Below are 12,116 nucleotides of genomic sequence, written 5' to 3'. Positions count from 1 at the left end.
TGCTAAAATTTCAATTTCTTCTCCGGCTTCTATTTCGGCTTTTTTTTTGAAATCTGACTTAAATGGTTCGACACCGCTTCTCGTATTGTAGGGTAAGCTGTTTGCAATACGGATTTTTCACACATATCAATGCTGATTGCATCTTGCTCGCTTATTATCATTGAGAAACTTCCATCATTATTTTTGTTGACCTCATGATTTTCAGTCTCATCATCACATTCTACAAACTCGACGCTGACCTTGATTTTGAATTTTGACATTGTTTCTCCTTTTGAGAATGTTATAGTTTTCTGTCTATACATCTCAAATAGAGAAACGAATGTCTACTACTTTTTATATTTGGAAGTTTTTTTAGCAATTATCATCCATTATATTTCTTCAAGCTACCCGCACAGGTCGCAAAAATTTAGGGGTCCAGACCGAACTCTATGGGGATGGCCTCATGTATCTCCAGGAAAAAGGGATCATCACCAACAAAGCAAAAAAAATCAATACAGGCTATAGCACCACCAGTCTGATCATGGGATCACAGGCCCTGTATGACTATGTGGATATGCGCTCCCAGGTCCAGATGCGGCCATGCATGTATACCAATTCTGCCCAAAAAATACAGGCCTGCGGCCCCTTTCTATCGGTCAACACAGCCATAGGCGTAGATCTGAGCGGCAACGTCTGGGCAGATTTCATAGATCCCTTGCGGTATTACGGCGGGGTGGGCGGCCAACCGGACTTTGTCAGGGCCCTGAGTCATAAACGCTATGGAACCCCCGTCATTGCCATGAAAAGCCTTACCAATAAAGGCGAATCCAAGATTGTCCCGGCCTGCCCCTCGGGCATCACCCTGACGGCCACAGCCTATGACGGGGTGGTCATCGTGACCGAATACGGTATCGCCGATTTAAGGGATCTGCCCACCGGGTTCAAGGGCCTGGCCATTGCCAGCATCTCCCATCCGGACCACAGGGAACAACTTTTAAAAACAATTTTTAATGACCCAAGGATGACCAAACCCAAGGGATTTTCCCTGGACAAGATTCCGCCGGGTGTTACCCTGTACAAGGGAAAGGTTTCGATTTAACCCCTGATGAAAAGAGATCTCCGGTTTTCCCTGTACATTCCTAAAAATTTATTTAATACTTGGCCCAGTCTATACCCATTTTAAAAACAGCAGGCTCACCAGGAGAACGACTCATGAATTTAAGGGAAACCTGTCCGGACAAACTTCTCACCCCTGAAGAAAGCGTCAAAAAAATCCACAACGGCAGCAGGGTCTTTCTTGGAACCGGCTGCGGAGAGCCGCAACGACTTATCAAAGCCATGGTCGAAGACCTGTCCATCCAGGATATCATTATTTATCAGATGCTCTCCTCCACCTTGTCCGATTATGTCAACGACAAAAATTTTCTTTCCCGGTTTTCCATCAAGCTGTTTTTTATCTCTGTTCTCATGCGCCAATCCGCCTTTGAAGGAAAAATTGATTATATTCCGGTCTACCTGTCCCAGATTCCCCAAATATTTGAAAATCATGAAATCGGCCTGGACGTGGCCCTTATCCAGGTCTGCCCCCCGGACAAACACGGCTATTGTTCCCTGGGTATTTCCGTAGACATCACCCTTTCGGGCATGAAAAATGCCGAGGTTGTCATTGCCCAGGTCAATCCCCAGATGCCAAGAACCTGGGGAGACTCGGTGGTTCACATTGATGAAATCGACTTTCTGGTCGAATATGAAGAACCCCTTTTGGAATCCCTGCCAGGCATCAAAAACCAGCAGGTGGTGGAGCGGATCGGCCACTATGTCAATATGCTGGTGGATGACGGGTCCACCATCCAGATCGGATTTGGCCACCTGCCCGATGCCATACTGCCCTATCTTGCCGACAAAAAGGATTTGGGCATCCACACTCAGGTCATCACCGATGGCCTATTGCCCTTGTTTCGAAACAAAGTGATTACCAATCGGAAAAAAAACTATCTACCGGACCGGGTGGTGGCAAGCCTGTGCATGGGTTCCAAAGCCCTGTATGACTATGTGGACAACAACCCCATGTTCTATTTTAAGTCCTCGGATTTTGTCAATGACCCCAATGTGATTGCCAAAAACGACAATTTCATTTCCATCAGTTCTGCCCTGGAAGTGGATCTCACGGGCCAAATCTGTTCCGACTCAAAGGGATACCTTTTTTACAGCGGGATCGGAGATCAGGTGGATTTTATCCGGGGGTCTTCCATGTCAAAGGGAGGATTTTCCATTATCATCATCCCCTCAACCGCACAGGACGGAGCCGTCTCCCGTATTGTCCCCCATTTGAGTGAAGGCGCCGGTGTGGCCACCACAAGGGGGGATATCGACATCATCGTCACCGAGTACGGCATTGCTGAAATGGGGCGGAAAAGCATTTTCCAGCGGGTCATGGAACTGGCCCAGATTGCCCACCCCAAGTTTCGCAAAGAACTGATCCGCCAAGCCAAAAGGAGACATTATATCTTCCCGGACCAGCTGCCCCCCACCAGCCAGGATCTTTTGTTTCTAGATTCCTATCATTATTCCATGAAGCTTGCCAATGGCAAACGGGTTGAATTCAGGCCGCTGTTACCCTCGGATGAATTTGAATCCCGCCATTTTTTCTATTCCCTCCAGGAAGAGTCCATCTATTATCGATTTTTCAACAAACGCAAGGTCTTCTCCAGAAAAATGCTCCAGGAGCAATGGGCTGAGGTGGATTATCGACGAAACATGACCCTGATAGGCCTGATGCAGCTTGGCAAGCGCAAACAGATTATGGCCATTGGCTCCTATGCCGATATTGGAAGCGATGCAGCGGAAGTGGCCTTTCTGGTCAAGGAGAACCTCCATGGCATGGGGATAGCGAGCTTTCTTCTGGCATCTTTGGAAACCATTGCAAAAGAAAACCATTACAAGCAATTCACTGCCACGGTTCTTGCGGAAAACCGAAAAATGCTCAAGGTGTTCCAAAAAAGATATCCCGATGCAAAATTTTCCAGAGGCGGCAGTAGCGAAGTGGAAGTGGAAATGCCCTTTCCCTGACCCGATAATAAAAACCGGTTCAACTATACCAGATCAAAAAAGGGCAAATCAATTAAGGATAGGCATTATCAATTAACGCCTAGGCACCCCTTATTTTTTATTTTTTAAACTCAGTTCCGGAAAATCCCAATAACAATATTCTTTACTCTCCTCTGTGGCATCAATTTCAGTATTCTGCAGGCTCATTTCACGGAGCTCAATCCGTCGGATTTTCCCGCTGATGGTCTTGGGTACCTCAGCGACAAATTCAATGATTCTGGGAATCTTGAACTTGGCCAGGATATTCATGGTGTGTTTAAACAGCTCCAGGGCAAGTTCCCTGTTCCCTTCATAGGTGGAATTTAAGATCACATAGGCCTTGACCAGTTGATACCGGTTGGGATCAGGGGCCCCCACAACTGCAGCTTCAGCAACCGCTGAGTGCTCCAAAAGGGCACTTTCCACTTCAAAGGGCCCGATACGGTAATCCGATGATTTGATCACATCATCAGCCCGCCCCACAAACCACCAATACCCATCCCCATCAAAGGAAGCCCTGTCTCCGGTATAATAAAAGTTATCCACAAATACAGAACTCATTTTTTCCGGATTGCCAATGTATTCTGAAAAAAGGCCAATGGGCCGCCAATTGTCCAATTTAACAACGATATGCCCCACCTGATCCGGTTCTATGATCTCATTGCCTTCATCATCTGCCAGGGCCACGTCATACATGAACGATGGTTTTCCAAAGGAACCCGAGCGCATTTTTCCCGTCATCCAGGGAGGATTTCCGATCATGGCCGTGGATTCGGTCTGACCGTAAAAATCCCTGATTTCTGTACCCGTATATTTTTTCCACCGGGTAATGACCTCGGAATTTAAGGGTTCTCCTACACTGATGGACTGTCTCAAGGTTGACAGGTCAAAGGACTCCAGATTCATGTTCACAAACATGCGCCAGGCAGTTGGCGGACCGCAGAAGGTCGTCACATGATTCCGGGAAAGGGCATCCAGGTATTGTTCCCCATCCAATACGGAAAACCGAAACCCGGTGGCGGTTGCCCCCACGTTAAAGGGGACAAAAAAGCTGGACCATGCCCATTTTGCCCACCCGGGTGCACTCAGGTTATGGTGGATATCATCGGGTTTGACACCGATCATGACGGTGGTGGACAGATGCCCCAGGGGATAGGAAACTGCCGTATGTCCCACCCGTTTGGGAAGGCCGGTTGTACCCGAGGTAAAAAAGCAAAATAGGATTTCATCGGAGGCCGTATCTGCTGCTGCTGCCTCAGTGGATTGATTTTGGATCTCGTCAAAGGAGATCCATCCCTCTCGTTTCCCCAGGACCAATTTGACCCTGGGCGCGATCCCGGTCTCCTGCGCTGCCCGGTCAATCAAATCGGCCGAGGCCTCATCGGCCATGACCACATCCGGCCGATAGGTTTCAAACCGATATTCAAGTTCCCGGGATGTCATGGTGGTGGCCGTGGGTACAGACACGATTCCGGCCTTGATACAGGCAAGGCTTGCAAACCAAATTTCAGGCAAGAGAGGGGTCATCATATACATATTATTCGTGTGGCCGATCCCCTTGCCTGCCAAAAAATTTATCAATTTATTTGCCCGTTCCAGCACCTGGCCATAGGAATAGGTGCGGGTCTCAAGGGTATGGATATCATTCCATATCAGGGCTGTTTTATCCGGTGTTTCCTTTACATGGAGGTCTTCAAAAATTTCTTTGGCCCAGTTAAACTGCAGGGGAAGTGTCATGGCATTTAATTTTCTAAAAAATAGCGTTGCCCGTTCTTCCTTGTTGGAATCGTCATCCATCTGGTTGATCTGGATCACTTCTCTGTAAAGCTCTTTCATACCGTTAAGACACTCCTTGCAATCCGCATTAATGTTATGTATAGAAAGGACCAAAAAATATTGACTGTATAATTTATCGTTCTTATACTTGTCAAAGTTTTTTTAATTTTTTAAGAATTTTCAAGATCCCCAGAGGCTGAAAAACACCCCATGAATACTGACAATATAGTGATTATACTGGCCCCCCTCCAGGGATTTACCGATGTCACCTTTAGAAATGTCTGGGCCAGACATTTTTTTGGCATTGACGAAGCAATGGCCCCCTTTATTTCCACCATGGGCCAGCAGCGGCTCAAACCGACACGGTTAAAAGATGTGGCCCCGGAAAATAACCGGCAGTTGCCGGTCATCCCCCAGATCCTGGGCAATGTGTCAGCGGACTTTATCTTCCTTGCCAGACATTTGTATGAAATGGGTCACCGCCGGATCAATTGGAACCTGGGCTGCCCCCATTCAAAAATTGCGAAAAAACACCGGGGATCCGGGCTGCTCCCCTATCCAGCAAAAATTGATGAACTGCTTGGCCAGATCATCCCCAACATATCCGCCTCCCTTTCCGTTAAAATCCGTCTGGGCCGGCGATCAAAGGATGAAATATATTCTTTGCTGGCCATGTTTGAACGACACTCCTTGGAAGGAATCATCCTCCACCCCAGGACCGGTATCCAGATGTACGAAGGCACTTCAGACCATGATGCCTTTGAAAAAGCCATCCAAAGCAGTCGCCACACCTTTACCTATAACGGAGATATAATTGATCTTGCTTCCTTTAAAAAAGTTCGGGACCGATTCCCCAATATCAACCAGTTCATGATCGGCAGGGGCATCCTGTCCAATCCTTTTCTGGCCGAAGAAATAAAACAAACGCAAAAAAACAGCACCCCCAGAATCGAGAGATTAAAGGGATTCCATGACGATCTGTTAGCTGAATACGACAAAATCTTTTCCGGGCCTGCCCATTTGGCCAGCCGGATGAAAGGGTTTTGGAATTATATGGGCCCCTCCTTTCAAGAGAGCGAAAAACCCTTGAAACAGATCTTAAAAGCAACCTCCCTCCCGGCCTATTCAGACCGGGTGGAGGCTTTTTTCGACCAGAATCTTGAATTTCTCCCAAAACCTTGAACCCGCTTTCAGATCAGGAACACTAAATATCTCGGGCAGCCCGATATCCCGCATGGACTGCATCAAAGGCTGTACCCACCTTGCCGGCATCCCCGATCACCTGGAAGGCCAAGCCCATTTGTTTTACAATTTGCTCAAGGGGATTATGGGAGGCAGATCCCGCCGCCACCACCACGGTATCGACTTCGATCTGTTGTGTGGCTCCACCAGGGGAAGCTCCTGGGGTTTCTTCGCCCGGAGTCTGGGCATATTCAATCCCAGTTTCAATTATTTTTGTCACCCTTCCCGAGGTAATGGTTGTGACGCCGAAACGGCCCAGATCCTGCATCATTCCCCATTTGGTTGATTTACCAATATCCTTTCCCACCCGGTCCATCATCTCAATCACACAAATCTGTTTACTCCCCTTTGTCGCCATTTCAAAAAGGGTTTCAGGCGTCTCTGCCTTGTTTACAAAAAGAAACTTCAAGATGTCCGCCGACAAGGTGCCTTTTTCCGCCAGGAACAGGGCGGTTTCAACGCCCACGGCCCCGCCGCCGATGATGGCAACCCGCCTGCCTGTGTCCACCTTGTTTTCCAAAACATCCCATGCATCTACCACATGGGGCAATTCCAGACCGGGAATGGGGGGAAGCAAAGGCTTGGCCCCGGTGGCAAGAAGAACGACATCGGGTGCCATGGCCTCTATCAAACCTTTGTCCACCAAGGTATTCAGGACCACAGGAATTTTTAAGACTCTCATTTGAGTCTCAAGATCCCGGGCAAGCTGGGCAAACTCCTGTCTTCCGGGAGGGGCAGCCGCCAGGTGCAGCTGGCCTCCCAAACGATGGCTGCTTTCATACAAAGTGACCGAATGCCCCCTTCGAAAGGCCGTCAGGGCCGCTGTCATCCCGGCAGCGCCCCCCCCGACCACCAATACTTTTTTACAGGAGGTAACAGGCAAGCTTTCTTCTTGTTCATACCCTGCCAGGGGATTACACAGGCATTCCACGTGTTTGAGTTTAAACAGATTGTCAAAACACCCCTGGGCACAGGCAATACAATGGACAATCTGGTCTTCCTTTCCCTGCCTGGCCTTTTGGGGCAGCATGGGATCGGCAATGAGACTGCGGCCCATGGCCACCATATCGCAATACCCTTCCTGGATCACCTCCCGGGCCTCTTTGGGATCATTGATCCTATGGCTGGCAATCACCGGGATATCCACCACCTCTTTTATGCCACGGGCAAGATAGGCAAAGGCGCCTCTTGGCACCTGGGCCACAATCTGGGGAACCCGGGCCTCATGCCAGCCCACATTTATGCACAAGGCATCCACGCCGCCTTTGGCCAAAGCCTTGGCATACTCGATAAGTTCTTCCCGGGGATTGCCCCCGGGCATGAAGTCGTTGCCGTTCATGCGGACAATCAAAGGGAACAGCGGTCCCACCTTTTCTCGGATGGCCGCCAGGATTTCAAGGCCAAAGCGCATCCTGTTTTCCAGACTGCCGCCATATTCATCACTTCTCTGGTTGGTCAGGGGGGACAAAAATTCAGAGATCAGGTAGCCGGTGCCGCTGAGCACCTCCACGGCATCAAACCCGGCTTTTTGAACCCGAACGGCGGCGGTGGCAAAGGAGTTCACCGTCTGTTTAATTTCCTCAATTGTCATGGCCTTGGGCGTCTCCTTGGTCATGCGGGAGGCAATGGCAGAAGGAGCCACCGGTTGTTTTCCGTCGAGAAAAAATGAAAAATTATACCGGCCGGCATGGTTGATCTGGACGGCTGCAAGGGACCCATTTTCTTTTATGGCAGACGCCAGACGCGTCAATCCCGGAATAAACCGATCCGCGTGGGCTCCGATGTTCTGGGTGTTACCGGACAATTCATCAACGGTGGCATACCCCACACAAATCATGCCGGCCCCCCCCTTTGCCCGCTGGGCATAAAAATTAACAATCTGATCGGTCACCTCAAATTCCTTGGCCATGCCAAGGTGCATGGCCGGCAAATAGATTCTGTTGGAAAGTTCCAGGGTATTGATCTTGATGGGATTAAAAAGGGGATCTGTCATACTGCCTCCAAATTAAATTTTATTAAGTCCTTTAAATTCTAATAAGCTCTTGGTCAGGGTCCGATCTATGATATAGGGGCGAAGCCCCCTGGCAAGTTTGGTCAGTTCCAGGGTAAGGCCTGCGTTTTCCTTAAAGTCCAAACCCGTTGTATACTTTTCCCGCAGCCCAATTTCTCTGTCCACAATCTGCCTGGCAAACTCGGGATAAAATGCCAGGTCGGAAGGTGCCACCCCCAGGTCCAGACATTCCTTGAGAAGCCTTGCCACGGCCAGATCCTGGTCGTCAAACCCATTTTTTTCAAGGGGAGAAATGAGTTCTAACCGGCACAATGCGGCCATTTGGGAGCTGCTAAGCCCTGTGGCCTTGCAAAAATGGTCCCGATCCAGGGTTTCCCCGGCTGACCCGAAGAGCATGGACTGAAGCTCCAGCAACGGGGCGATATCCCGTCCCTGGTCCATCTCCCGGATTAACCCCTTAATCGCGGCAAGGGGGAGCCTGTGACTTACCTGAACTTTTTTGATAAAGGCGATTCTTTCAATACACAGGGGATCGTAGTAGGCCATGTTGGGACTGGTTTTCACAGGTGCCGGCAGCAATCCCTTTTTCACATACAAGAGGATAGTGGATTTGGCAACGCCTGTGGCATCTGCCAGTTGCTTCATCTTGAGCAGGGGCTGATTGTTTTTTTTCACAGGCTTTGGATCTGAATCCTTCATGGGGAATCCTGTTTGTAAAAGTAACATCAAAAAGTGTAAACCAACGCTTTGCACTTTGTATATAGAACAGAAAGATTATAGCTGTCAAGCAGCAGGGCAAAAATACAATGAAAATTTTTAAAAAAGAGGGGGGGGGGGATATCAAATACCCAGGTTGGTTGAAAATCAAGCTGATTAAAAATCAAGTTGACCTTTTTTTACCTGCAAAGCCCATGAACAGATGAAAGGAATACCCCTTCATTCGATCCAATCTTCATGGGATTCATGGGCTTTGCGGGCTATACGGTTTCAGATTCAGTCCTTGTTTATATTCATTAAATCTGATTTTTTTTCTTTGTCTGTCACCTGACAGGCATTGCGCATTCATGTTGATACGCCCATCTTTGGCAGCAGATACATCTGCAAGAACAGATATATTGCCACAAATCCGCCAACATATAATAAAGATTCCATGGATCACCTTTCACTAAAAATTGCAGCCGCCGGACCTGATGATCATGGTTAATGCCATTTGTGCAGGATCAGGCCGGGACACGTTCCTAAGAATCATATCAAATATTATCTGTTATTTCAATCATATGAATCGATTCATACTGCTCAGAAATGGGCATGCCCCTTACCCGAATGATCCCCAGCACCGTCCGGGGTTGGATACAGCTCACGGATTGAACAATTCTGACAATTGCAATCAACGGTTCACCCGCATCCCGCACCGACCTCTGCCCAAGCCCCCTGCCTGCGTTTGCAGGAACAGGCCAGGTGGCAAAGCCGGTTGTTATTCTACCTACTTCCTGCTTCCCAAGCTTGGTTCAATATAAAATCTATAATAGCCAAGTAGGTTGCTTCCAATGAAAAGCCCCTCCATTGCGACAGCTGCTGGTGAACCAATCAAGATATTGTTAGTTAGCCAAAACCCAGTACCAACAAGCATGAACATCCTAAGATGTTTATCGTTTTTAGAAAAGGAGCCAGCAGTACCAAAAACAGACCCCAGGCCAGTAAGAATACTTAAATATCCGTCATAGGTAACCACCGCTATGAGGCAAGACAGGGTGATAAAAATCCACATCGTTTTCTTTGAAGTTGTCTTTATACTCACTAAAAATCGTAATGAGGATAGCCCAGCGAGCCCAGCAGCGGTCCACTGTTCCAGAAGAGCAAAATGAGACCCGATAAGAACGCAGGAGATGACCAGAACACTTAAAATTTTCTTTCGCTCTTTAAATTGAAAAGAAAGTGAATCGCAACAAATTGCAAAACCAATGAAAATTTGTGACAGAAAAAAGGGCGTCATAGTTTTCCAATAAATTGTTTGTAGTTGTTAAACTTCAACCTGAGAATAACGATATAAAACATTTGTTGAAAAATGTCTATAACGGCTCAGGACAAAGCAGTATTTTAGGGTGTTCACTGGCATTTGTAAGACTCCATTATCTGTTATTTCAATCATATGAATCAATTCATACTGCTCAAAAATGGGCATGCCCCTTACCCGAATGATCCGCACAGCACCGGCCGGGGTGGGATACAGCTCACGGATTGAACAATTCTGACAATTGCAATCAACGGTTCACCCGCATTCCACCCCGACCTCTGCCCAAGCCCCCAATTGGTATTAGAAATTACATTTTCATTTATGAAAAGTTTATAAAATACTACAAAGTATGAGCCATCAAGGCAATTGCATTGAGCATACCCCTGCTGAATCTTTCTTTCATACTGTTAGAAACATATGAACCCAGGCATGAAGCCAAAAGTAGTATTTTTGAATATATTGAAATATTTTATAACCGCAAAAGAAGACATCCTTGTCTATAGGACTTGTAAGCCCTCTGGATTTTGAATATAATCAGAAAACATACGAAAAGGCAGCATGACTTTGTGCCTACAAAAAACAAGAAAGATTAGAATAAGGAAAGTAAAAATTATGGTGCAGAAAAAGACAGCCTGGGTTCTGTATTATTCCAACTCCGGTAATACAAAGAAACTGGCGGATCTGGCGGAAGAAACGTTAAAAAATTGTGGCTGGGGGGTGGAAACAGCCTCCTTAATGGATTTTGATCCGGTTGAGATGAAAAAGCCTGGGTTGATTATTCTGGGGACCCCTGTCCATTTCTGGGCGGTTCCGGACATGGCTCAGAAAAGGATCGCCAGGCTTCCTAATTTATCAGGGGCAGCAGGCTTTGTTTTTTGCACCTTTGGAAACGTATTTTCCAGCCAGGTCCCTTATGTGCTGGCCCGGGAGTTGGAAAAACGGGATGCAAAGGTTCTGGGTGGCGCTGCCTTGGTGGGACACCACAATTTTATGGACGGAAAAGGTAAATGTCTGGGTGAAGTGTACCCGGAATTTGGCAAGGGCCAGCCCGATGATGCCATGCTTGCCAAGTTTGTCGGAGCCGTCAAAATTATTGCAGAAAAAGCCGGAAAAGAAGAGCTTTCCGGCTTTGATATAAAACGCCTCAAGTCCCCCAACCCGCTCCTGACTTTTTTGGACCGGTTCCTTCCTGTAACGCTGGAGCTCAAATCTCTGGCCCCTGTGCATTTCGATGTCTCCAAATGCTTGGACTGCGGTTTATGCCTCAAAAACTGCGACACAAAGTCCATCACCAAAGGGCTTGACGGGGTCAAAACAATCAATCAGAAGACCTGCAAACACTGCTATACATGCGCCCGGGAATGTCCTGTTGGAGCCATGACCGTCAACTGGGCCAGGAACGAAAAAATTTTGCGCCTTGCCAAAAAATTAGTCAAAAATCCTGGGTCAAGGATCATGGTTTAGTGGAGCGAGATTACCCGAGATTGAAGTGGATTGTTCATCAAAACAAAAAATATAACCTTGATCAAGAGCTAAATCAATAAAGTAATTAAGCCAACTTACTGTATTCTAATAGAATTCACTATTTTATTGTTCTGAGTATAGAAAAATAAACTTGTGATTGTAATATAATTCCAGGGGCTTATAGATAATTATCTAAAAATTTTTCAGACCATGTTCAAATTTTTGAACTTCATTATAGTATCCGAACTATTCCGTTCAGGTTATGTACATACGAATTTATTATAAAATCAAATGAAAATATCTTTATTTCAATGCCTTATAAAATAAATTAAATAAAAATAAAAATTTTTAGTGCATTGGCAGGATATTTGCTTTTAATAAATATTAACTACAAGTTAGTTTTTTCATCTTTTTTTCCTTTTCTAAAAAAGGCTGTCACTAAGAAATTATGGCAGCCTTTTTTTAGTTTCAGAACTGCAACATTCAAAATACCATAGATTAATTATGGGTCTGCAATGTTTGTCGTGTAAATTCAACATCTCC

General features: G+C 46.8%; 9 protein-coding genes and 1 pseudogene. 5 read left to right on the top strand and 5 right to left on the bottom strand.

Annotation, left to right across the window (positions count from 1 at the left end):
- Positions 1-29: 29 nt before the first annotated feature.
- Complete coding sequence (locus tag ACZ45G_RS03520; protein WP_464175290.1) at positions 30-260, bottom strand: hypothetical protein; 231 nt, start codon at positions 258-260, stop codon at positions 30-32.
- 182 nt (positions 261-442) lie between these two features.
- On the opposite strand from ACZ45G_RS03520, the gene ACZ45G_RS03515 reads away from it, so the two are divergent.
- Both ACZ45G_RS03515 and ACZ45G_RS03510 read left to right on the top strand, forming a co-directional pair.
- Entirely contained in the window at positions 443-1,078 is a 636-nt protein-coding gene (locus tag ACZ45G_RS03515) for an acetyl-CoA hydrolase/transferase C-terminal domain-containing protein (protein ID WP_464175289.1), read from the top strand.
- Between the two features lie 113 nt (positions 1,079-1,191).
- A complete protein-coding gene (locus tag ACZ45G_RS03510) occupies positions 1,192-3,048 on the top strand; it encodes a GNAT family N-acetyltransferase (protein WP_464175288.1) in 1,857 nt (618 codons plus the stop codon).
- 90 nt (positions 3,049-3,138) lie between these two features.
- Here ACZ45G_RS03510 and ACZ45G_RS03505 read toward each other — a convergent pair whose 3' ends face one another.
- Entirely contained in the window at positions 3,139-4,902 is a 1,764-nt protein-coding gene (locus ACZ45G_RS03505; RefSeq protein WP_464175287.1) for an AMP-binding protein, read from the bottom strand.
- Positions 4,903-5,052: 150 nt separating this feature from the next.
- Between ACZ45G_RS03505 and ACZ45G_RS03500 the strand changes: the two genes are divergently transcribed.
- Positions 5,053-6,024: a tRNA dihydrouridine synthase gene (locus ACZ45G_RS03500; RefSeq protein ID WP_464175286.1), complete on the top strand. Its 972-nt coding sequence runs from the start codon at positions 5,053-5,055 to the stop codon at positions 6,022-6,024.
- A 22-nt stretch (positions 6,025-6,046) separates the two neighbouring features.
- Here ACZ45G_RS03500 and ACZ45G_RS03495 read toward each other — a convergent pair whose 3' ends face one another.
- The 3 genes from ACZ45G_RS03495 to ACZ45G_RS03485 form a co-directional block, all read right to left on the bottom strand.
- Entirely contained in the window at positions 6,047-8,077 is a 2,031-nt protein-coding gene (locus ACZ45G_RS03495; protein WP_464175285.1) for an oxidoreductase, read from the bottom strand.
- A gap of 12 nt (positions 8,078-8,089) precedes the next feature.
- Positions 8,090-8,794 carry a MerR family transcriptional regulator gene (locus ACZ45G_RS03490; protein ID WP_464175284.1) on the bottom strand — a complete coding sequence of 235 codons (705 nt, stop codon included), beginning with the start codon at positions 8,792-8,794 and terminating at the stop codon, positions 8,090-8,092.
- A gap of 784 nt (positions 8,795-9,578) precedes the next feature.
- The gene (locus ACZ45G_RS03485; protein ID WP_464175283.1) at positions 9,579-10,088 is read right to left on the bottom strand and encodes a YgjV family protein; all 510 of its coding nucleotides are present in this window, start codon (positions 10,086-10,088) and stop codon (positions 9,579-9,581) included.
- Positions 10,089-10,452: 364 nt separating this feature from the next.
- Here ACZ45G_RS03485 and ACZ45G_RS03480 point away from each other — a divergent pair.
- Both ACZ45G_RS03480 and ACZ45G_RS03475 read left to right on the top strand, forming a co-directional pair.
- Positions 10,453-10,671 (top strand): annotated as a pseudogene (locus ACZ45G_RS03480) (IS3 family transposase); the annotation flags it as partial.
- A 50-nt stretch (positions 10,672-10,721) separates the two neighbouring features.
- Complete coding sequence (locus tag ACZ45G_RS03475) at positions 10,722-11,573, top strand: EFR1 family ferrodoxin (RefSeq protein WP_464175282.1); 852 nt, start codon at positions 10,722-10,724, stop codon at positions 11,571-11,573.
- Positions 11,574-12,116: the final 543 nt, after the last annotated feature.

This window comes from Desulfoconvexum algidum (genome assembly GCF_055382125.1).
Note: the sequence above shows the minus strand (reverse complement) of the source record. Positions and strands in the feature narration are given on the sequence as shown.